The sequence below is a fragment of the Sphingomonas sp. Leaf20 genome (genome assembly GCF_001421535.1).
Taxonomy (GTDB): Bacteria; Pseudomonadota; Alphaproteobacteria; order Sphingomonadales; family Sphingomonadaceae; genus Sphingomonas.
Genome location: NZ_LMKN01000010.1, coordinates 164,719 through 185,725 on the forward strand (window position 1 = coordinate 164,719; position 21,007 = coordinate 185,725).

Here is a 21,007-nt window from a genome sequence, read left to right on the forward strand (position 1 = left end):
GTGCAACTCGCGCCGTTCAATTGGCGTTCAGTGCGCAGGAGGGATAAGACGCGTCGTCATCATCCATCTTCGGCTGTTCGCTTGAACGCCGGCCGCCACACCCATATAGCGTCGCGCCAAGGCGCACATACGCACGAGGAGAGTCCCCGCATGAAGACCATTTCGAAGCTCGCACTGGCCGCGGTGCTCGCCACCGGCGTAAGCGGCATGGCGCTGATCGCCCCCGCCACCGCGATGGCGAAGAAGGAAGAGGCCAAGCCCGGCCTCAAGCTCAGCCCCGACGTGCTGAAGGCGGCGCAGGTCGCACAGCCCGCGATCGCGGCGAAGGATTTCGCCACCGCCGAGCCCGCGCTGGCGCAGATCGACGCGGCCGCCAAGACCGACGACGACAAGTATATCGGCGCCGCGCTGCGCTATGACCTCGAGCAGCAGAAGCTCGCGGCGCAGCAGGCTGCCAATCCGAACGCGCCGCTGAACGAGACGGTGCTCGCCGGCCCGCTCGACGTGCTGATCGCCAACCCGAGCACGCCCGCGGACATGCGTGGCCGCTACACCTATCGTCGTGGTGCGCTCGCGTTCAACGGCAAGCAGTATCCGGTCGCCGTCCAGTATTTCCAGAAGGCCAAGGCGCTCGGCTACACGAACGAGGATCTGGATCTCCAGATCGTCAAGGCGAAGATGGAGAGCGGCGACGTCAAGAACGGCCTCGCCGATCTCGATGCGTCGGTGACCGCATCGACGGCCGCGGGCAAGAAGGCGCCCGAGGATTATTACCGTTACGCGATCAGCAAGGCGAACGGTGCCAAGCTGAAGCCCGAGACGTTTGCCTGGCTGCAGAAATATGCGGTCGCCTATCCGTCGCCCAAGACGTGGCGTGACGTGATCGTGACGTTCGGTCTGCAGCAGAACGGCGTCGTGACGCTCGACGAAACGCAGAAGATCGACATGTTCCGCCTGATGCGCCAGACCAAGTCGCTGGCCGACCAGAACGACTATCTGGAATATGCCGACAGCGTGAACCGTCGCGGGCTTCCGAGCGAAGCGCAGGCCGTGCTGAAGGAAGGCATGGCTTCGGGCAAGATCCCGGCGTCGAACACGATGGCGAAGACGCTGCTGACCGATACCGCGACCGCGATCCGCAACGACGGTCCGCTGGCGGGCCTCGAGAAGAAGGCGACGACGAACGCCGACGGCAAGCTCGCCGCGGGTACGGCGGATGCGTATCTCGGGCAGGACAATTATGCCAAGGCGATCGAGCTGTACAAGGTCGCGCTGAGCAAGGGCGGCGTCAACGCCGACGACGTCAACCTCCACCTCGGCATCGCGCAGGCGAAGTCGGGCGACAAGGCGGGTGCGGCTGCATCCTTCGCAGCGGTCAAGACGACCCCGCGGATGGAGCAGGCCCAGCTGTGGACTGCATGGATGAATGCACCGACCGCCTGACCATCAGGTGTAGGCTAAGGGAAAAGGGGCGGCAGCGATGCCGCCCCTTTTTTCGTCCCGCGTCCGGTTCGTTGGAGAACGACGCGACCCCCTAGCGGCGCGTGGACCGGTCGATCAGTCGACGGTGACGGGAATTCCCGACAGCGCCTTCGCGGTGCGGATCGTCAGCGAGGTCTTCACGCTGGCGACATTGGGCGCCGGGGTGAGGTGCGTGGTAAGGATTTCCTGGAAGCTCTTGAGGTCGGCGGCGACGATCTTCAGGATGAAGTCGATCTCGCCGTTGAGCATGTGGCATTCGCGGATTTCGGGAATGTCCGCGATATGCGTCTCGAACGCGGTCAGGTCGTGCTCCGCCTGGCTGCGCAGGCTGACCATCGCGAACACGGTGATCGGAAATCCGAGGCGGCTGGCGTCGAGGTCGGCGTGATAGCCACGGATCGCGCCAGCTTCCTCGAGCGCACGGACGCGGCGCAGGCAGGGTGGAGCGGTCAATCCGACCTGGTCTGCAAGGTCGACATTGGTCATGCGACCATCGGCTTGCAGAAGCGACAGGATCTGACGATCGATCCGGTCAAAACTCATTACGCGCAACTCCCATCAAACGTTTCGAACCATGCGGTTCGGATGGGCTAGCTATAAGATAATTACCGGAGAACGCAATTGTCCCACATTGCGACGCAGCACGGAAACGCGGCAATTCTGCGGTTTCCTCTCAGGCGCTGCGGAGGTATGACACAGTTATGACGTTTGCCGTGCAGCGTCGATCCGGGGAACGACGTGCGCTTCGATGATAGCCTGAAGACAGTGTTATCTGCCGACATGTCGACGAGCTTCGGCGCGCAATCGACATGGCGGCAGCTCGTCGACCTGATGGGCAGGGGCCGTGGTCCGTCGAATGGCGAGGCGCTGGCATGTCTTCGTGCGCTGCGTCCCGATATTCCCGAACCGATCAGGGCGAGCAGCGCACGCGCGCTCGCCTTTGCCGCCCCCGACGCCGCGCTGGTCGGATTTTTCGCCGAAGACCGCCTTGCGATCGCAGCGCCCGTGCTGCGGACGGCGACGCTCGATGCGGACGACTGGCTTGCATTGCTGCCGCGGCTGACCCCAGCGGGACGGTCGGTGCTCCGCCACCGCCGCGACCTGCCGCCCGCGGTCGGGCGGGGTCTCGAGAGCTTCGGATCGACCGATTTCGTGCTGGGGCATCCCGAACCTGCGGTGAGCTCTGACGCTGTCGTGGCCGTCCCCGTCGATGCCGTGGCGGTAAGCGAGGATCCGGTCGCGTCGCCACCGGCCGCCGCGCCGTCGGCGCCGTCGCCCGATACGCCGCTGAGCGCGTCGCCGTTCATGACGCTGGGGATGATCGCGCGCGGGCTGCCGTTCGTGGCCGAGGCTCTGCGTCATGCCGCCGAACCCGGTGAGCCGGCGTCCCAGGCCAGCGACACCGCGATGCCGGAGCCCGTCTCGACCGCGTCGCCTGCGCCCGAGCGGTTCGAGATTTCCGACCTCGTCAAGCGGATCGACGCGTTCAACCGCGACCGGGTCGTTCCCGAGGTCGCGCCGGCGACGGCAGCGGCGCCGCCGGAGGCTTTCCGGTACGAGACCGATGCGGCCGGCGTGATCCGCTGGGTCGACGGCGTGTCGCGCGCCGCGCTGATCGGCGTATCGGTCGCACATGCGGCGAGACAGGGCGAGGTCCAGATCGATGGCGTCGCGGTCGGCGGGTATCGTCGCAGGTCGCCGTTCGAGGCGGCGCGACTCCAGGTCGGCGGTCTCTCGAACGCGGCGGGATCGTGGCGCGTGTCGGGCGTTCCCGTGTTCGACGAGGGATCGGGCCGGTTCATCGGCTTTCGCGGCAGCGCGCGCCGGCCGCGCCGCGACGAGATGGCCGAACTCGCGGTCGCCCCCGACAAGGCGAATTCGCCGGTATCCGATTCGCTGCGACAGCTGGTCCACGAGCTGCGCACGCCGACCAATGCGATCGCGGGGTTTGCCGAACTGATCGAGACCGAGTTGCTGGGCCCCGTGGCGCCGACCTACCGCGACCGCGCGACGACGATCCGTCGCCAGGCGTCGGACCTGCTGGCTGCGATCGACGATCTCGACATCGCCGCGCGGATCGAGGGGCATGCGCTCGACCTGCGTCCGACCGTCGTCCCCGTGCTGCCGCTGCTGAATGCGGTCGTGCATGACCTGACCCCGCTCGCGGCGTTGCGCGGCGCGCATGTGATGGTCGATCCGTCCGCGGGCCCCTGCGAGATCGCCGGCGACGACCGCGCGGTCGAGCGGCTGGTGAGCCGGTTGCTGGCAACGCTGGTATCGGCGAGCAGCAAGGACGAGATGCTGATGGTCGGGGTCGAGGCGACCGCTGGCGAAGTCTGCATCGGGTTCGACCGGCCGCGCTCGCTCGCGGTGCACGCCGCCAACATCCTGCTGAGCATCGATACCGAGCGCGAGCATGAGCGCGAGGGTGCGCCGCTGCTCGGTACCGGGTTCGCGCTTCGGCTTGCACAGAATTTTGCGGTCGAGCTCGGCGGGCATCTCGCATTCGGGCCGGACCGCCTCACGCTGCGCCTGCCCGCCGTGGCGACCGAGCGGAGCGAACGGGTGCTCGACGGCCTGCGGTGATCGCGCGCTATCGGCCCGAACGGCCCGCACCGGAACACCACGTCACGTGGAAAAGCGGCTTCGGTCCGTGCTTCACGCTGTTCGTCGATGTCGAGGAGGAGTTCGACTGGCGTCGTCCGCTCGGCACCGCCCCCTATTCGACTAGGGCGATGGCGGCATTTCCCGCGGCACATCGCCGCTTCGCCGATCGCGGCGTTGCGCTCGCCTGCGTCGTCGACCTGCCGATCGTCAGCGATCCGCGGTCGGTCGACATCCTCCAGGCGGTGGTCGCCGACGGCCGGTCTGAAATCGGTGCGCAACTGCATGGCTGGGTCAATCCGCCGATCGTCGAAGAGATCAGCGCGGTGACCAGCTATGCCGCGAACCTGCCCGCGGGCGTCGAAGCCGCCAAGATCGCGGTGCTGACCGACGCGATCACCGCAGCCTTCGGAACGCGGCCGCGGGTCTATCGCGCGGGACGGTACGGGATCGGGCCCGACAGCTTCGCGATCCTCGCGGCGATGGGATACCGGATCGATAGCTCGGTCCGGTCGGGCTATGATTACAGCGGGCAGGGCGGGCCCGACTTTTCGGGCATCGGGTCGGAGCCCCATCATGCAGGATCGCTGATCGAACTGCCGTTGACGACGGTGCATACCGGCAGGCTGCGCGGCGGCGGGGCCGCTTTGTACCGGGCGCTGTCGCGGGTTCCCCGTGCACGCGGCGTCTTCTCGCGTCTGGGTCTGTTGTCGCGCGTCGCGATGACGCCCGAGGACATGCCGATAGCGGCCGCGATCGAGGCGGTGACGATCGCGATCGGGGAGGGCGCGGCGTTCCTCAACTTCTCGTTTCATTCGCCGTCGCTCGCACCCGGGCACACGCCCTATGTCCGCGATCGCGCCGATCTGCAGCGCTTTCACGACTGGTGGACCGCGATGCTCGACCATCTCGACCGTCTCGGCGTGCGCAATGCGTCGATCGCGGAGATCCTCGACAATATCCGCGAGGCCTAGGCCTGCGCGCGGCGTTCAGATCGCGCGGCGATGCTTTCCGCCATAGCGACGGCCGATATAATCGCCGATCTGCGCGACTTCCGCCGCGGCTTCGCGCGCGGCTTTTGCCTGGCATGGCATCGGATCCGTCGTCGGGTCGGCGGCGCGTCGCTGGACGGTTGCGCAGAGATCCTCGATATCGGCACGCGACAGGATGTTCTTTTCGCGCAGCAGGCAGATCAGGCTCTGCAGGATGACGAGGTTCTTGTCCTCGGGATCGGCTTCGAGCCGTAGCGGCGTCGTCACTGTCTCTCTCCTTATATTTTATATGCAGATGATATGCCTATGCCGTGCGCACGCAAGGGCTGATTTTCACGGTCCTGCAGCGTGTTGCCGGTAACGGGTGACGCGTGGCGCAACGCACCCTATCTGGGAGCGATGTACAAACCAAAAGCCGGTCTTCCGAGCCGCCAGCAGATCCTGGACTTCATCGCGTCGTCGGACGTCCCCGCGGGCAAGCGCGAGATCGCCAAGGGTTTCGGCCTGAGCGCGCAGGACAAGATCGGGCTGAAGGCGTTGCTGAAGGACATGGCGGACGAGGGGCTGATCGACAGCGCGCCCGGCCGCGCGTTCCACAAAATGGGCGGCGTGCCCAAGGTCACCGTGCTGCGGATCGCCGACGTCGACGATGCGGGCAATGTCTGGGCGGTCCCTGAGCGCTGGGAGGCCGAGGGCGTGCCACCGCCGCGGCTGCGCGTGCGCGAACGCAAGCGCGGCGCGCTGGGGATCGGCGAGCGGATTCTCGCGCGGACCGAGGAAGCTGGCAATGGCTGGACCGCGCATCCGATGAAGGTGCTCGCGCCGGCCTCCGAACAGGTGCTGGGCGTGCTGCGCGAGGAGGCGGGGCGGCTGTGGCTGACCGGCGTCGACAAGCGCGAGCGACGCGAGTTCGCGGTCGCCGATGCGGGCGGCGCCGCGCCGGGGGATCTGGTGCTTGCCGAACTGGCGGGCAAGCCGCCGCGGATCGCGGCGCGGGTCGTCAACAAGCTGGGCGACCCGTTCGCCGCGCGCAGCTTCTCGCTGATCGCGATCCACAAGCACGGCATCCCCGACGTGTTCGCGGTCGAGGCGATCGACGAGGCCAAGCGCGTCGCGCAGCTCCCGCTGGGCGACGACCGTGAGGATCTGCGCCACCTGCCGATCGTCGCGATCGACCCCGAGGATGCGCGCGATCACGACGACGCGGTCTGGGCGGAGGCGGATGAGGATCCCGCCAATGCCGGCGGCTGGAAGGCGATCGTCGCGATCGCCGATGTCAGCTTCTATGTCCGGCCCAAGTCCGAGATCGACCGCGAGGCGCGGCGGCGCGGCAACTCGGTCTATTTCCCCGACCGCGTCGTGCCGATGCTGCCCGAGATCCTGTCGGCGGACGTCTGTTCGCTGAAGGAGGGCGAGGATCGCGCCGCGCTCGCCTGTCACCTCGTGATCAGTCGCGACGGGTCGCTCAAGTCGTGGCGCTTCACCCGCGCGGTCGTTCGGATCGCGGCGAACCTCGCCTATGAGGAGGCGCAGGCGGCGATCGACGGCACGCTGGCGCTCGACATGACCGAGACGGTGCTGAAGCCGCTTTGGGGCTGCTGGGCGTCGCTGGCAAAGGCGCGTGATGCGCGCGCGCCGCTTGACCTCGATTTGCCCGAGCGGCGGGTGGTGCTCGACGAGAAGGGGCGGATCATGTCGGTCGCCCCGCGCGAGCGGCTCGATGCGCACCGGCTGATCGAGGATTACATGATCGCGGCGAACGTCGCCGCCGCCAAGGCGCTCGAGGGCAAGAAGGCGCCGGTCATGTACCGCGACCACGAGCCGCCGAGCCGCGAGAAGCTGGCGGCGCTGAAGGATTATCTCGAGACGTTCGGTGTGCCGTTCGCGCTGGGGCAGGTCATCCGGCCGGCGACGTTCAACCATGTGCTCGAGCGGATCGGCGACGCCGATTTCCGGCCGCAGGTGATGGAGCAGGTGCTGCGCACGCAGACCCAGGCTTATTACAGCCCCGCCAATCACGGGCATTTCGGGCTCGGCCTTGGCAGCTATGCGCATTTCACGTCGCCGATCCGCCGCTATGCCGATCTGATCGTGCATCGGTCGCTGGTCGCGGCGTACGGCCTTGGCGCAGGCGGGTTGCCCGCCGAGGATGCGGCCGGCATGGACGCGATCGGCGAGACGATCAGCCGGCTCGAACGCCGCGCGATGGAGGCGGAGCGCGACACGATTGACCGCTATGTCGCGTCGTTCCTGTCCGAGCGCGTCGGGCAGATCATGGAAGTGCGGATTACCGGCGTCACCAATTTCGGATTCTTCGCGACGGTCGAGGGAATCGGCGGGGACGGGCTGATGCCGGTGCGTGACCTTGGCGGCGAATATTTCCGCTTCGACGAGGCGGCGCGGACGCTGGTCGGCGAGGATAGCGGCGACGTCTATGCGCAGGGGCAGATGCTCGACCTCAAGCTCGCCGAGGCGAACCCGGTATCGGGCGCGCTGCGCTTCGAAATGCCCGAGGGGAAGGGCGCCGCGGGGCCCGCACGCGCGCGCAAGCCGGGCCGCGAGATCAAGCGGCGCGGGCGTCCGGCAAACATCCGGCACCAGGGAAAGCGACGCTGATTGTGATCCCCGTTTCCACGGATGTCGCGGAAGCTTTGGCATAAGCCCGGCGAGGTGCTAACGGCGCGCGCATGACGACCGCATTGTCCCACATCCGCAACTTCTCCATCATCGCGCATATCGACCATGGCAAGTCGACGCTCGCCGATCGGCTGATCCAGCAAACCGGCGGGCTGACCGCGCGCGAAATGTCCGAGCAGGTGCTCGACAACATGGACATCGAGAAGGAACGCGGGATCACGATCAAGGCGCAGACCGTGCGCCTGGCCTACCGCGCGAAGGACGGCGAGGATTACGTCCTCAACCTGATGGACACGCCGGGGCATGTCGACTTCGCGTACGAGGTGAGCCGCAGCCTCGCCGCGTGCGAGGGCGCGCTGCTGGTGGTCGACGCGGCGCAGGGCGTCGAGGCGCAGACGCTGGCCAACGTCTACCAGTCGATCGAGCATGACCACGAAATCGTGCCGGTCATCAACAAGATCGATCTGCCCGCCGCCGAGCCCGAAAAGGTCCGCAAGGAAATCGAGGACGTGATCGGCATCGACGCGTCCGGCGCGGTGCTTGCGTCGGCCAAGTCGGGGATCGGCATCGAGGACATCCTCGAGGCGATCGTCACGAAGATCCCGCCGCCCAAGGGCGACCCCGAGGCACCGCTGAAGGCGATGCTGGTCGACAGCTGGTACGATCCGTATCTCGGCGTCGTCATCCTCGTCCGCGTGATCGACGGCGTCCTGAAGAAGGGCCAGCAGATCAAGTTCATGCAGACCGGCACGATGCATCTGGTCGACCGGGTCGGGTGTTTCCGGCCCAAGATCGAGCAGCTGACCGAGCTCGGCACAGGCGAGATGGGCTTCATCACCGCGCAGATCAAAGAGGTCGCGCAGACGCGAGTCGGCGACACGATCACCGATGCGAAGCGTCCTGCGCTCGAGGCGCTGGCGGGCTTCAAGGAAGTCCAGCCGGTGGTGTTCTGCGGAATGTTCCCGGTCGATGCCGCCGAGTTCGAGAAGCTGCGCGAGTCGATCTCCAAGCTGCGGCTGAACGACGCGAGCTTCTCGTTCGAGATGGAGACGTCGGCGGCGCTGGGCTTCGGCTTCCGCTGCGGGTTCCTGGGACTACTGCATCTCGAGATCATCCAGGAGCGCCTGACGCGCGAATATGACCTCGACCTCATCACGACCGCGCCGTCGGTGGTGTACGAGATCGAGCTGAACCATCCTGATCCCGCGGGCACGACGCATATCGAGCTGCACAATCCCGCCGACATGCCCGAGCCGAACAAGATCGCGACGATCAGCGAGCCGTGGATCGAGGCGACGATCTACGTCCCCGACGAATATCTCGGCAGCGTGCTCAAGCTGTGCCAGGATCGCCGCGGCATCCAGAAGAACCTGACATACGTGGGCGGCCGCGCGCAGGCGACCTACGAGTTGCCGCTGAACGAAGTGGTGTTCGATTTCTACGATCGGCTGAAGTCGATGTCGAAGGGCTATGCGAGCTTCGATTATCACCAGATCGGCTACCGCGAGGGCGATCTCGTCAAGATGGGGATTCTCGTCAACGAGGAGCCGGTCGACGCGCTGAGCATGATCGTCCACCGCGGCACTGCGGAAGTCCGCGGTCGCGGCATGGTCGAGCGGCTGAAGGACCTGATCCCGCGCCATCTGTTCAAGATCCCGATCCAGGCGGCGATCGGCGGCAAGGTGATCGCGCGCGAGACGATCAGCGCGATGCGCAAGGACGTGACCGCCAAATGCTATGGCGGCGACGCGAGCCGCAAGAAGAAGCTCCTCGAAAAGCAGAAGAAGGGGAAGGCGAAGATGCGCGAGTACGGCTCGGTCAGCATCCCGCAGGAGGCGTTCATCGCCGCGCTGCGGATGGGCGACGACGCGTAGATCTGACGTATCCTCCCCTGCCAGGGGGCGCGCGACAGGTGTCGGAGGGGAAGGATACGGAATAGCGGTTTTCCTGTCCTCCCTCTCCGTCAGGCTGCCGCCTGCCACCTCCCCCTTGCGGGGGAGGATTTGCGACTGCGGTGCTGCCTGCAAACATGACGAATTTGACAGGATGGCGAGGGTGAGGTTGCACGCGCGTTCGTGCATGGCGTCCGCGCCAACGCCCGGATAGCTTGAGGTCATGACACTGCATCCCGTCTTCTATGACGCCAGCGGCCGCCGTCGGCGGCGGTTCACGCTGGGTGTCATCGCGTTCGTCGCGCTGCTCCTGCTGTCGGTGGCGGTGCTCGTCGTCTCGGTCGGCGTGGTTCCCGCGGCACCGCTGCTGCCGTTCGAGCCCGAGCATCCGGGTCTCCACAGCCTGCCGGCACCGCATAGCGGGCTGATCGGCCGGACAAGGCGCAGCCTCGATTATTACGCGAAGGGGCTGTTCGGGGGGGCGGCAGCGGGGGCCGGGAAGGCGGGGGTGAAGGGTGGCGTCGGCCAGACCCCGCGCGCGACCAATCCGCGGCTCGCGATCGCATTCCACACGCCGTGGGACGAATCGAGCACGGCGAGTCTGGCGCGGCATGTCGAGCAGCTCGACTGGGTGATCCCGGGATGGGTGTCGGTCACCGGTCCCGATCACGCGATCACGGTGTTTCGCGACACCGCCGGACGTGCCGTCCTCAACCGCGCGGTGCATCGCCCGGTGATCCTGCCGATGGTCCAGAATGCGAAGGACGGCGACTGGGACGGCGCGGGCAGCGCGGCGCTGTTCGCGGATGCGCGCGCACGCCGCGCGTTGCTCGACAGGCTGGTCCCGTTCCTCGCGGCCAACCACGCGGGCGGCGCCTTTTTCGATTTCGAGAACCTGCCGCAGGGCGCGCAGGCGAATTACCGGCTGTTCCTGAGCGAGGCGAAGGCGCGCTTCGCACCGCGCGGCTGGGTCGTGGCGATTGCGACCCCGGTCGGCAACCCCGACTGGAACATGGCGGCGTATGCGCGGGTGACCGACAAGATTTTCCTGATGGCGTATGACGAGCACGAGACGAGCGGCCCGGCGGGACCGATCGCGTCGCAGCGCTGGTTCGTGCGGTCCGTCGCGGACGCGTCGCGCGGGATCCCGCCGTCGAAGCTGGTCGTCGCGATCGGGTCCTATGCCTATGACTGGCACGGCGATGCCGAGAGCGGGCGCGGCGATGCGCTCGGCGTCGAGGAGGCGTGGCAGGCCGCCGCCGACTCGGACGCGCGGCCAAGCTTCGACGCGGGCAGCGGGAACAGCAGCTTCGCCTATGCCGATGGCGGCGTCCGGCACCAGGTCTGGCTGCTCGATGCCGCAAGCGCGTACAACCAGATGGCGTTCCTGCAGAAGGCGGGTGTCGGCAGCGTCGCCTTGTGGCGGCTGGGGTCCGAGGATCCCGCGCTCTGGTCGATCTTCGGCCGCAACCATCGCCGCCTGCCGGCGCCGGGCGCGATCGATGCGATCCCGGCGGGGACGAACGTCGATATCGAGGGCAATGGCGAGATCCTGAAGATCGCGGCGTCGCCGGTGTCGGGTCAGCGCACGGCGATCGCGGCGCGGGACGGGACGGTCGCGGACGTCCGGTTCACGCGGCTGCCGTCACCCTATGTCGTCGAGCGGACCGGCTATCGCCCGCGCCAGCTCGCGCTGACGTTCGACGACGGTCCCGATCCCGAATGGACGCCGCAGATCCTCGACATCCTCAAGCGCAAGCATGTGCCGGGCACGTTCTTCATCGTCGGCGAGAACGCGCTGACGCAGCGTGGCCTGCTCGAGCGGATGGTCGCCGAGGGCCATGAGATCGGCAGCCACACCTATACGCATCCCAATCTGGCCACGGTGTCCGAGCGGCAGGCCAGGTTCGAGCTGAACACGACGCAGCGGCTGTTTCAGGCGTTTACCGGACGCTCGCTGCGGCTGTTCCGCGCGCCCTATTTCGGCGATGCGGAACCGAGCACCGCGGACGAGATCCTGCCCGCGCTCGAGGCGCAACGCCGCGGCTATGTCTCGGTCGGGCTGCACGTCGATCCCGACGACTGGAAGCGGCCGGGCGTTCAGGCGATCATCGACCGGACGATCGCGCAGGTCGAGGACGGCAATCCGGAGCGCAGCGGCAACATCGTCCTGCTGCATGATGCAGGCGGCAACCGCGCGCAGACGGTCGCCGCGCTGCCCGTGATCATCGATCGCCTGCGTGCGATGGGGTATGACTTCGTCCCCGTCTCGACGCTCGCGGGCCTGTCGCGCGATGCGGCGATGCCCGTCATATCGTCGAGCGACCGTGCAGCCGCGGTGGCCGATCTCGCGTTGTTCAGCGCGCTCGGCGGCATGGTGATCGCACTGCGCTGGATCTTCGGGATCGCGATCACGATCGGCATCCTGCGCGCGCTGGCGCTGTCCGCGCTCGCGCTGATCCAGGCACGGCGCGAGCTGAAGACGGTGTTCCCGGCGATCGATCCCGACCGGTTCGTGACGGTGATGATCCCGGCGTTCAACGAAGAGCGCGTGATCGTCCGCGCGGTGCAGGGCGTGCTCGCCTCGACCGAGGTCGCGATCGAGGTCATCGTCATCGACGACGGGTCGAGCGACGCGACGTCGGCGGTCGTCGCGCAGGCGTTCGCCGGCGACGACCGCGTCCGGCTGCTGACGCTGGCGAACGGCGGCAAGGCGCGTGCGGTCAATCGCGGGCTCGAGCTCGCGCGCGGCGAGATCGTCATCGCGCTCGATGCCGACACGCAGTTCGAACCGACGACGATCGCGCGGCTCGCGCGGTGGTTCGTCGATCCGACGCTGGGTGCGGTCGCGGGCAATGCCAAGGTCGGCAACCGCGTGAACCTGATCACGCGCTGGCAGGCGCTCGAATACATCACCGCGCAGAATCTCGAGCGGCGCGCGCTCGCCCGGCTCAACGCGATCACGGTGGTGCCGGGCGCGGTCGGTGCCTGGCGACTCGCGGCGATCCGTGCGGTCGGGGGGTATCCCGACGATACGCTTGCCGAGGATCAGGACCTGACGATCGCGATCCAGCGCGCAGGCTGGGCGGTGCAGTATGACCAGTTCGCGATCGCGTGGACCGAAGCCCCCGAGACGATCCGCGCGCTCGCCAAGCAGCGGTTCCGCTGGGCGTTCGGGACGCTGCAATGCCTGTGGAAGCACCGCAGGGCGATCGGCCGCAGCCAGCCGAGGGGGCTGGGGTGGGTCGGTTTGCCGCAGGCGATCATCTTCCAGATCCTGCTCGCCGCGATCTCGCCGATCATCGACCTCGCGCTCGTCGTCAGTTTCGCGACGACCTATGTCGCGGTCTCGGCACACGGCTGGGCGCAGACGAGCCATGATCTCTACACGATGCTGACCTATTGGCTGGTGTTCACCGCGATCGACCTGCTCGCGGCGACGATCGCCTTCGCGCTCGAACGGCGCGAGCGGTGGCGGCTGCTGTGGCTGCTGATCCCGCAGCGGATCGGCTATCGGCAGGTCATGTATTATGTCGTGCTCAAGGCGATCGCGCAGGCGTTGCGCGGCCCGATGGTCGGGTGGGGCAAGCTGGCGCGGACGGGGCGCGTCGCTGCGCCCTGACGGGCCGGGCGCCAGGCGATTAAACCGGACCCATGGTCTGGCGTTCAACCGCGTGCGGCGTATACGGACAGGCGTCGTAGGGCCTGCCCGAAGGGACATGATGACGTATCTGGGATTTACCGCGCTGGTGGCCGCGAGTGCGGCCGCGACGCTTGCCGCGACGCCGGCGGCTGCCGATCCGACGCCACCGCTGGTGCTGGCCGCGGCGAGCCTGCAGGAGTCGCTGACGGCGGCAGCAAATGCGTGGGCGGCGAAGGGGCATGTAAGGCCGGTGATCTCGTTTGCGGCGTCGTCGGCGCTCGCGCGTCAGGTGCAGGCGGGGGCGAACGCCGATCTCTTCATTTCCGCGGACGAGGACTGGATGGACGCGCTGGCGGCGCGCAAGCTGATCGTCGCGAACACGCGGGTGACGTTCCTCGGCAATCGTCTCGTCGTCGCGGCGCCGGCGGGATCGAAGATACGAATTCCGGTGCGTCCGCCGGCAGCGCTGGTCCGCGTCCTGACCGCGGGCCCGCTCGCGATGGCGGACACGCCGGTCCCCGCGGGCAAATACGGGCAGGAGGCGCTCGAGCGTCTGGGGGTATGGGCGCAGGTCGCGCCGCGCGTCGTCCGCGCCGAGAACGTCCGCGCGACGCTCGCGCTGGTCGAACGCGGCGCCGCGCCGCTGGGGATCGTCTATGCGACCGACGCCAAGGCCTCCGCGCAGGTGCGGATCGCGGGCGTGTTCCCCGCCTCGACGCACCCCGCGATCACCTATCCGGTCGCGCGGCTCAGCACGTCGCGCAACCCCGAAGCCGAAGCCTTCCGGCGGTTCCTCGTCTCGCGCGGGGGCAAGGCGATCTTCGTGCGCTATGGTTTCTCGGCCCGCTGAATGGCGGGTGACCTCCTGTTGACGTCGGCGGAATGGGCCGTGGTGGGCCTGTCGCTGAAGGTCGGCGGGGTCGCGATGCTCGTCACGCTGCCGATCGCCTTTGCGATCGCGTGGATCCTCGCGCGCGTCCGGTTTCCGGGGCGGGTGCTCGTCGATGCGCTCGTTCATCTGCCGCTCGTCGTGCCGCCGGTCGTGACGGGATGGCTGCTGCTGATTGCGTTCGCCCCCAATGGCCCGATCGGCGGCTGGCTGCAGGACTGGTTCGGCGTGAGCGTGCTGTTTCGCTGGACCGGCGCCGCAATCGCGGCGGGGGTGATGGCACTGCCGCTGATGGTGCGCGCGATGCGGCTGTCGATCGAGGCGGTCGACCGGCGGCTGGAAAGCGCCGCACGGACGCTCGGCGCGGGCCCGTGGCGCGTGTTCTGGACGCTGACGCTCCCGCTCAGCGTGCCCGGCGTGCTCGCGGGGGCGGTGCTGGGGTTCGCGCGATCGATCGGCGAGTTCGGCGCGACGATCACCTTCGTCTCGAACGTGCCCGGGCAGACGCAGACGCTCCCGCTCGCGATCTACTCCGCGCTGCAACAACCCGGCGCGGAGGCGATGGTGTGGCGGCTGTCCGCGATTTCGGTGTCGCTGTCGCTGGTCGCGCTGGTCGCGTCCGAACTGCTCACGCGGCGTGCAGGGCGGGGGCTTCATGTCCTTTGAGATCGACGTGCGCAAGCGACTGGGGGAGGCCGAGGTCGCGCTGACGCTGGCGGCGGGCGACGGCGCGACGGTGCTGTTCGGCCCTTCGGGCGTCGGCAAGACAAGCGTGCTCAATATGGTCGCGGGGTTGCTGCGCCCCGATAGCGGGCGGATCCTCGTCGATGGCGAGACGCTGTTCGGTGACGGGATCGATGTGCCGCCCGAGGCGCGTCGCGCAGGCTATGTCTTCCAGGAGGCGCGGCTGTTTCCGCATCTGAGGGTGCGCGCGAACCTGCTCTACGGTGCGGGCCGTGATACCGGCGCGTTCGAGGACCGGATCGGGTTCCTGGGGATCGGGCACCTGCTCGACCGCTGGCCGCGTACGCTGTCGGGTGGCGAGGCGCAGCGTGTCGCGATCGGCCGCGCGGTGCTCAGCAACCCGCGCTTCCTGCTGCTCGACGAGCCGCTGGCGTCGCTCGATCGTGCGCGGCGCGAGGAGATCCTGCGTGCGATCGAGCATCTGCGCGACGTGATGCGGCTGCCGATCCTGATGGTGACGCACGATCCCGACGAGGCGGAGCGGATCGGCACACGCGTCGTGCGGATGTAGCCCGGACATGAAAAAGGCGGCCCGGGAAATCCAGGACCGCCTTTTTCGTAGCTCGCTGAGGCGTTTAGCGCTTCGAGAACTGGAAGCTACGACGGGCCTTCGCCTTGCCGTACTTCTTGCGCTCGACGACGCGGCTGTCGCGGGTCAGGAAGCCTGCAGCCTTGACCGATGCACGCAGCACCGGCTCGAAGCGGGTCAGCGCCTGGCTGATGCCGTGCTTGACCGCGCCGGCCTGGCCCGAAAGACCACCACCCTTGACGGTGCAGACGACGTCATACTGACCTTCGCGCTCGGTGATCCCGAACACCTGGTTGATGACGAGACGCAGCGTCGGACGTGCGAAATACACTTCCTGGTCACGACCGTTGATCGTGATCTTGCCGGTGCCGGGCTTGACCCAGACGCGGGCGACGGCGTCCTTGCGACGGCCGGTCGCATAGGCGCGGCCCTGCTTGTCGAGGATTTGCTCGCGCAGCGGCATCGGCTCGCGGACGGGCTCGTTCGAGACCGGTGCTTCGATATCGCCTTCGCTGGTCGGCAGCGTCTGGGCGGCAGGGGCAGCCGGCGCGGGCTGGTTGGTCAGGCTCGCGAGATCGGCGAGCGACTGGCGGTTGTCGGACATTATGCGCCCACCTTGTTCTTGCGGTTCATGCTGCCGATGTCGAGCACGGCAGGGTTCTGTGCCTCGTGCGGATGCTCGGTGCCCTTGAAGATACGCAGGTTGCGCATCTGCTCACGACCCAGCGGGCCGCGCGGGATCATGCGCTCAACGGCCTTTTCGAGAACGCGCTCCGGGAAGCGGCCGTCGAGGACCTTGGCAGCGGTGATGCCCTTGATGCCGCCGGCGTAACCGGTGTGCTTGTAATAGATCTTCTTCGCGGCCTTGTTGCCGGTGAAGCGGATCTTGTCGGCGTTGATCACGACGACGTTGTCACCGCAATCGACATGCGGCGTGAACGACGTCTTGTGCTTGCCGCGCAGGACGTTGGCGATGATCGATGCGGCACGACCGACGACGAGACCTTCCGCGTCGACGATATGCCACTGCTTCTCCACCTCGTGCGGCTTGGCCGACTTGGTGGTCTTCATGAGCGCCTTCATGGGCGTTGGACCTTCCAGATTGAATGCAAGCGCGCCGCAGGGTTTCCCCCGCAGCGCGAATGCCCGCCTAATGCTGAAAGGGGGTCTTCAAGTCAAGCTTTCCGCCGGTTTGCTGACGGGTATCATGATACCCTGGCAGGGCTGCCGACCCGATGCGCGGCGAAAACCGTGGCGATCAGGAGCAGCGCGGCGTTGGCCTGGTGCGCGACCGCGACATGGATATCGACCCCCGTCATCAGCGTGGCGATGCCGAGAAACACCTGGAGCGTGACGAGTCCCACGACCCAGAAACCCGCGCGTGCACCCAGCCGCGTCGTGCGGACCGCGAGCCAGACGAGCCCGGCGGCGGTCGCAAAGGCCAGCCAGCGGTGGATGAACTGCACCATGATCGGGTTGTCGACCGCGTTGGTCCAGCCGGGTGTGAGCATCGGCACGCCTGCGGGAAACAGGCTGTCGCCCATCAACGGCCAGCTGGCGAACGCGTATCCTGCATCGAGGCCGGCGGTGAACGCGCCATAGACGAGCTGGATGAAGAGCAACGCGAACGCGACAATCGCGATCGGTGCGAGGCGGGCACGGGCGGCGAGACGCGACTTGTCGAGCGCAAGCAGGTCGAGCGCGGTCCAGACGATCCCGGCAAGCGTCACCAGCGCGGTCATCAGATGGACCGCGAGCCGGATATGGCTGACGTCGGTGCGCACCGACAACCCCGACTTCACCATCCACCAGCCAATCGCACCCTGCAACGCGCCGAGCGCGAGCAGCGCGCCGAGACGCCAGCCATAGCCGGCGGGGATCTGCCGGCGGACCGCGAACCAGATCAGCGGAAGCGCGAAGGCGGCTCCGATGGTGCGCGCGAGCACGCGGTGGAGATACTCCCAGAAGAAGATCTCCTTGAACCCATCGAGCGTCATGCCGCTGTTGAGCTGGCTGTATTCGGGGATCTGCTTGTAGTTGGCGAACTCGGCTTGCCACTGCGCCAGCGTCAGCGGCGGGATGATTCCCGTGATCGGCTTCCATTCGGTGATCGACAGCCCCGAATTGGTGAGCCGCGTGATCCCGCCGACGACGACGATGCCGACGATCATCGCCGCGACGACGAGGAGCCAGATCGCGACCGCTCGCGGGCGCGCTGTGGAGAGGAAGGCGGCACTGGGCTGAAGCATGCAACAGCCCTACGCCCCTGCGCCGGGGGCGTCGAGTATCAGGAGTTACCGCAGGCCGGATTTCCGACTTGAGGGCCGAGCGTGCGCCGGACGAGCGAGGTTGCGGCGGTTTCGCGCAAGCCGGCGGGATGATGCGCAAAATTTACCGATGTGATGTTGTATCCTGTCCTCGCATCGCCTATCTGACGGAAACGATGTCGACCACCACCCACACGCACGCATCTGCACAAGCGCACCGGCCCTGGCTTGCCGGGCTCGACCGCTATGCGATCGGACTGTCGGGGCTGTGCATGGTGCATTGCCTGGCGACGTCGGTGCTGCTCGCGCTGATGTCGACCGCGGGCGGCGTGCTGCTCGATCCGATCTTCCACGAGATCGGGCTGACGATCGCAATCATGCTGGGCGCGGTCGCGCTGGGGCGCGGCGTGCTGCATCATGGCCATGCGCTGCCCGCGGCGATGGGAGCGTTCGGGCTCGGCATCATGGGCGGCGCGATGACGCTGCCGCATGACGCAAGCGGGCTCGAGACGGTCTGGACGGTCGCGGGCGTCGCGTTGCTCGCGCTCGGGCACGAACTCAATCGCCGGGCGGCGCACTGAGGCGCAGTCCATGCGCCGTGTCGGCGGCGTGCTTGCGGCAGGCGCTGCGGCACCCTAGCTTGACCGGATAATGGCAGCACACGCACACAAGCATCACGAACCGCAGGGTATCGACCTCACCGTCGCGGCGCAGGCGGCGCTGGAGAAATCCGGCGAGCAGTGGACGAGCATGCGTGCGAGCGTCTTCGCCGCGCTGGCGGGGTTCGACAAGCCTGCCAGCGCTTATGACATCGCCGAGTCGGTGTCGAAGGCCGAGGGCAGGCGCGTCGCTGCAAACAGCGTGTACCGGATCCTCGACCTGTTTGTCGGCGCGAACCTTGCGCGACGCGTCGAAAGCGCCAACGCCTATGTCGCGAACGCGCACCCCGAATGCCTGCACGACTGTATCTTCCTCGTGTGCGACTCCTGCGGGCAGACGACGCATATCGACGACGATCCGGTCACGCGCGGCGTGCGCCATGCAGCAGAACTCGCCGGATTCACCCCGGTGCGGCCGGTGATCGAGGTGCGCGGTCGCTGCGCCGCGTGCGAGGCGCAACGCTGAGGGATACGCCACGCGCAGATAATCTGATGCGCGGCGCGGGGTTTCGTTCGGTAGCAATCGACACCAAACCTGTGCTGCGATAAGCCCGTCCGATGGCTGATACTCCTGTAACCCCGTTGCTCGACACGGTTTCGACCCCAGACGATCTCCGCAAGCTGAAGCCCGAGCAGCTTCGCCAGCTCGCCGACGAGCTGCGTACCGAGACGATTTCCGCGGTCGGGACGACCGGCGGGCACCTCGGATCGGGGCTTGGCGTCGTCGAGCTGACGACCGCGATCCATTATGTGTTCGATACGCCGCGCGACCGGCTGGTCTGGGACGTCGGGCATCAATGCTATCCGCACAAGATTCTGACCGGTCGCCGCGACCGTATCCGCACGCTTCGGCAGGGCGGCGGGCTGAGCGGCTTCACCAAGCGCAGCGAGAGCGAATACGACCCGTTCGGTGCGGCGCATTCGTCGACCTCGATCTCGGCCGCACTGGGTTTCGCGGTCGCGAACAAGATCGCGGGCAAGCCGGGCAAGGGAATCGCGGTGATCGGCGACGGCGCGATGTCGGCGGGCATGGCCTATGAGGCGATGAACAATGCCGAGCAGGCGGGCAACCGTCTGGTCGTCATCCTCAACGACAACGACATGTCGATCGCGCCGCCGGTCGGCGGGCTGTCGGCCTATCTGTCGCGAATCGTGTCGAGTCGCGAGTTTCTCGGCATCCGCGAACTCGCCAAGAAGCTCGCCCGCCGCCTGCCGCGGCCGTTCCACAACGCCGCGCGAAAGACCGACGAGTTCGCGCGCGGGATGACGATGGGCGGCACGCTGTTCGAGGAGCTCGGCTTTTATTATGTCGGGCCGATCGACGGGCACAATCTCGATCACCTGATCCCCGTGCTCGAGAATGTCCGCGATGCGGAGGAGGGCCCGATCCTCGTCCATGTCGTCACCAAGAAGGGCAAGGGCTATGCCCCCGCCGAGGCCGCTGCGGACAAGTATCACGGCGTCCAGAAGTTCGACGTGATCTCGGGCGTGCAGACCAAGGCGCCACCGGGACCGCCGCAATATCAGAACGTGTTCGGTGCGCAGCTCGTCGCCGAGGCGGCCAAGGACGACCGGATCTGCGCGATCACCGCGGCGATGCCATCGGGGACCGGGCTCGACGCGTTCGCCAAGGCCTATCCCGACCGGTTCTTCGACGTCGGCATTGCCGAACAGCACGGCGTGACGTTCGCGGCAGGGTTGGCGGCGCAGGGCATGCGGCCGTTCTGCGCGATCTATTCGACGTTCCTGCAGCGCGCCTATGACCAGGTGGTGCATGACGTCGCGATCCAGAACCTGCCCGTGCGGTTCGCGATCGACCGTGCAGGGCTGGTCGGCGCGGATGGCGCGACGCATGCCGGCTCGTTCGACGTCACCTATCTCGCGACGCTGCCCAACTTCGTCGTGATGGCAGCGGCGGACGAGGCCGAGCTCGTCCATATGACGCACACCGCCGCGCACTATGACACCGGCCCGATCGCGGTGCGCTATCCGCGCGGCAACGGCACGGGGGTGGCGCTTCCCAGCACGCCCCAGCTGCTCGAGATCGGCAAGGGCCGGATTGTCCGCGAGGGCAAGACCGTCGCGATCCTGTCGCTCGGCACGCGACTCGAGGAGGCGCTGAAGGCGGCCGAGGTGCTCGAGGCGAAGGGGCTGTCGACGACGGTCGCGGATCTCCGCTTTGCCAAGCCGCTCGACATCGACATGATCCGCAAGCTGCTGACGACGCACGAGGTCGCGGTGACGATCGAGGAGGGCGCGGTCGGCGGCTTCGGTGCGCATGTCCTGACGCTGGCGAGCGACGAGGGGCTGATCGATGGCGGGCTCAAGCTGCGGACGCTGCGACTGCCCGACCTGTTCCAGGATCAGGACAAGCCCGACGTGCAATATGCCGATGCGGGGCTCGATTCGGCGGCGCTCGTCGAGACGGTGTTGAAGACGCTGCGGCACAATTCGGGCGGAGTCGCCGAAGCCCGCGCATGACCGGACCGACCAAGGCCGTCGTCATCATCGCGCTCGCGGTGATCGTGATGGTGTCGCTCAACATCGCGATGTGGCGGCGGATGCGCGCCGGCCTGATCGCCGCAAAGGCCGACCAGGCGGCAAACCCCGAGCTGTTCGACCAGGACGGCGCGCGCATTCCCTAGCGCGCTGCCGCATCCGACGGGCCA

General features: G+C 67.4%; 18 protein-coding genes. 13 read left to right on the forward strand and 5 right to left on the reverse strand.

The window, feature by feature from the left end:
* Positions 1-150: 150 nt before the first annotated feature.
* Entirely contained in the window at positions 151-1,443 is a 1,293-nt protein-coding gene (locus ASE72_RS17710; RefSeq protein ID WP_056024762.1) for a hypothetical protein, read from the forward strand.
* A gap of 114 nt (positions 1,444-1,557) precedes the next feature.
* Here ASE72_RS17710 and ASE72_RS17715 read toward each other — a convergent pair whose 3' ends face one another.
* Positions 1,558-2,025 carry an Lrp/AsnC family transcriptional regulator gene (locus tag ASE72_RS17715; RefSeq protein ID WP_056024765.1) on the reverse strand — a complete coding sequence of 156 codons (468 nt, stop codon included), beginning with the start codon at positions 2,023-2,025 and terminating at the stop codon, positions 1,558-1,560.
* A 195-nt stretch (positions 2,026-2,220) separates the two neighbouring features.
* Between ASE72_RS17715 and ASE72_RS17720 the strand changes: the two genes are divergently transcribed.
* Both ASE72_RS17720 and ASE72_RS17725 read left to right on the forward strand, forming a co-directional pair.
* Positions 2,221-4,068: a sensor histidine kinase gene (locus ASE72_RS17720; RefSeq protein ID WP_235532435.1), complete on the forward strand. Its 1,848-nt coding sequence runs from the start codon at positions 2,221-2,223 to the stop codon at positions 4,066-4,068.
* On the forward strand, positions 4,065-5,060 hold the full coding sequence (locus tag ASE72_RS17725; RefSeq protein WP_056024768.1) for a polysaccharide deacetylase family protein: 996 nt from the start codon (positions 4,065-4,067) through the stop codon (positions 5,058-5,060). Before ASE72_RS17720 ends, ASE72_RS17725 begins: the two co-directional genes overlap by 4 nt.
* Positions 5,061-5,075: 15 nt before the next feature.
* Here the strand turns inward: ASE72_RS17725 and ASE72_RS17730 are convergent, their stop codons facing one another.
* Positions 5,076-5,345 carry a hypothetical protein gene (locus ASE72_RS17730; protein WP_056024772.1) on the reverse strand — a complete coding sequence of 90 codons (270 nt, stop codon included), beginning with the start codon at positions 5,343-5,345 and terminating at the stop codon, positions 5,076-5,078.
* Between the two features lie 132 nt (positions 5,346-5,477).
* On the opposite strand from ASE72_RS17730, the gene ASE72_RS17735 reads away from it, so the two are divergent.
* From ASE72_RS17735 to ASE72_RS17760, 6 genes are all read left to right on the forward strand, one after another.
* A complete protein-coding gene (locus tag ASE72_RS17735; RefSeq protein ID WP_056024776.1) occupies positions 5,478-7,694 on the forward strand; it encodes a ribonuclease R family protein in 2,217 nt (738 codons plus the stop codon).
* A gap of 71 nt (positions 7,695-7,765) precedes the next feature.
* A complete protein-coding gene (gene lepA, locus ASE72_RS17740; protein WP_056024779.1) occupies positions 7,766-9,589 on the forward strand; it encodes a translation elongation factor 4 in 1,824 nt (607 codons plus the stop codon).
* Between the two features lie 241 nt (positions 9,590-9,830).
* Complete coding sequence (locus tag ASE72_RS17745) at positions 9,831-13,229, forward strand: polysaccharide deacetylase family protein (RefSeq protein WP_056024782.1); 3,399 nt, start codon at positions 9,831-9,833, stop codon at positions 13,227-13,229.
* A 100-nt stretch (positions 13,230-13,329) separates the two neighbouring features.
* Positions 13,330-14,100, forward strand: a complete 771-nt coding sequence (gene modA / locus ASE72_RS17750; RefSeq protein WP_056024887.1) for a molybdate ABC transporter substrate-binding protein — start codon at positions 13,330-13,332, stop codon at positions 14,098-14,100.
* Positions 14,101-14,805 carry a molybdate ABC transporter permease subunit gene (gene modB, locus ASE72_RS17755; RefSeq protein ID WP_443024787.1) on the forward strand — a complete coding sequence of 235 codons (705 nt, stop codon included), beginning with the start codon at positions 14,101-14,103 and terminating at the stop codon, positions 14,803-14,805.
* Positions 14,795-15,394: an ATP-binding cassette domain-containing protein gene (locus ASE72_RS17760; protein WP_056024893.1), complete on the forward strand. Its 600-nt coding sequence runs from the start codon at positions 14,795-14,797 to the stop codon at positions 15,392-15,394. Before modB ends, ASE72_RS17760 begins: the two co-directional genes overlap by 11 nt.
* Before the next feature lie 64 nt (positions 15,395-15,458).
* Here the strand turns inward: ASE72_RS17760 and rpsI are convergent, their stop codons facing one another.
* The 3 genes from rpsI to ASE72_RS17775 all read right to left on the reverse strand — a co-directional run bounded on the left by rpsI (position 15,459) and on the right by ASE72_RS17775 (position 17,661).
* Positions 15,459-16,016 carry a 30S ribosomal protein S9 gene (gene rpsI / locus ASE72_RS17765; protein WP_082446261.1) on the reverse strand — a complete coding sequence of 186 codons (558 nt, stop codon included), beginning with the start codon at positions 16,014-16,016 and terminating at the stop codon, positions 15,459-15,461.
* On the reverse strand, positions 16,016-16,495 hold the full coding sequence (gene rplM, locus ASE72_RS17770; RefSeq protein WP_082444974.1) for a 50S ribosomal protein L13: 480 nt from the start codon (positions 16,493-16,495) through the stop codon (positions 16,016-16,018). The genes rpsI and rplM overlap by 1 nt, the downstream gene beginning before the upstream one ends.
* Before the next feature lie 122 nt (positions 16,496-16,617).
* Entirely contained in the window at positions 16,618-17,661 is a 1,044-nt protein-coding gene (locus ASE72_RS17775) for a COX15/CtaA family protein (protein ID WP_056024784.1), read from the reverse strand.
* A 194-nt stretch (positions 17,662-17,855) separates the two neighbouring features.
* On the opposite strand from ASE72_RS17775, the gene ASE72_RS17780 reads away from it, so the two are divergent.
* The 4 genes from ASE72_RS17780 to ASE72_RS20375 all read left to right on the forward strand — a co-directional run bounded on the left by ASE72_RS17780 (position 17,856) and on the right by ASE72_RS20375 (position 20,983).
* Entirely contained in the window at positions 17,856-18,260 is a 405-nt protein-coding gene (locus ASE72_RS17780) for a MerC domain-containing protein (RefSeq protein WP_056024788.1), read from the forward strand.
* 70 nt (positions 18,261-18,330) lie between these two features.
* The gene (locus ASE72_RS17785; RefSeq protein ID WP_056024791.1) at positions 18,331-18,804 is read left to right on the forward strand and encodes a Fur family transcriptional regulator; all 474 of its coding nucleotides are present in this window, start codon (positions 18,331-18,333) and stop codon (positions 18,802-18,804) included.
* A gap of 92 nt (positions 18,805-18,896) precedes the next feature.
* A complete protein-coding gene (gene dxs, locus ASE72_RS17790) occupies positions 18,897-20,819 on the forward strand; it encodes a 1-deoxy-D-xylulose-5-phosphate synthase (RefSeq protein WP_056024794.1) in 1,923 nt (640 codons plus the stop codon).
* Positions 20,816-20,983, forward strand: a complete 168-nt coding sequence (locus ASE72_RS20375) for a hypothetical protein (protein WP_156350634.1) — start codon at positions 20,816-20,818, stop codon at positions 20,981-20,983. Before dxs ends, ASE72_RS20375 begins: the two co-directional genes overlap by 4 nt.
* The last annotated feature ends 24 nt before the right edge of the window (positions 20,984-21,007 follow it).

What these genes read in the sequence shown, in the direction of transcription:
- ASE72_RS17710 (WP_056024762.1), top strand. Translation starts at nt 151, where the DNA reads ATGAAGACCATTTCGAAGCTCGCACTGGCCGCGGTGCTCGCCACCGGC.
- ASE72_RS17715 (WP_056024765.1), bottom strand. Translation starts at nt 2,025, where the DNA reads ATGAGTTTTGACCGGATCGATCGTCAGATCCTGTCGCTTCTGCAAGCC.
- ASE72_RS17735 (WP_056024776.1), top strand. Translation starts at nt 5,478, where the DNA reads ATGTACAAACCAAAAGCCGGTCTTCCGAGCCGCCAGCAGATCCTGGAC.
- lepA (WP_056024779.1), top strand. Translation starts at nt 7,766, where the DNA reads ATGACGACCGCATTGTCCCACATCCGCAACTTCTCCATCATCGCGCAT.
- ASE72_RS17745 (WP_056024782.1), top strand. Translation starts at nt 9,831, where the DNA reads ATGACACTGCATCCCGTCTTCTATGACGCCAGCGGCCGCCGTCGGCGG.
- modA (WP_056024887.1), top strand. Translation starts at nt 13,330, where the DNA reads ATGACGTATCTGGGATTTACCGCGCTGGTGGCCGCGAGTGCGGCCGCG.
- modB (WP_443024787.1), top strand. Translation starts at nt 14,101, where the DNA reads ATGGCGGGTGACCTCCTGTTGACGTCGGCGGAATGGGCCGTGGTGGGC.
- ASE72_RS17760 (WP_056024893.1), top strand. Translation starts at nt 14,795, where the DNA reads ATGTCCTTTGAGATCGACGTGCGCAAGCGACTGGGGGAGGCCGAGGTC.
- rpsI (WP_082446261.1), bottom strand. Translation starts at nt 16,016, where the DNA reads ATGTCCGACAACCGCCAGTCGCTCGCCGATCTCGCGAGCCTGACCAAC.
- rplM (WP_082444974.1), bottom strand. Translation starts at nt 16,495, where the DNA reads ATGAAGGCGCTCATGAAGACCACCAAGTCGGCCAAGCCGCACGAGGTG.
- ASE72_RS17775 (WP_056024784.1), bottom strand. Translation starts at nt 17,661, where the DNA reads ATGCTTCAGCCCAGTGCCGCCTTCCTCTCCACAGCGCGCCCGCGAGCG.
- ASE72_RS17780 (WP_056024788.1), top strand. Translation starts at nt 17,856, where the DNA reads ATGTCGACCACCACCCACACGCACGCATCTGCACAAGCGCACCGGCCC.
- ASE72_RS17785 (WP_056024791.1), top strand. Translation starts at nt 18,331, where the DNA reads ATGGCAGCACACGCACACAAGCATCACGAACCGCAGGGTATCGACCTC.
- dxs (WP_056024794.1), top strand. Translation starts at nt 18,897, where the DNA reads ATGGCTGATACTCCTGTAACCCCGTTGCTCGACACGGTTTCGACCCCA.
- ASE72_RS20375 (WP_156350634.1), top strand. Translation starts at nt 20,816, where the DNA reads ATGACCGGACCGACCAAGGCCGTCGTCATCATCGCGCTCGCGGTGATC.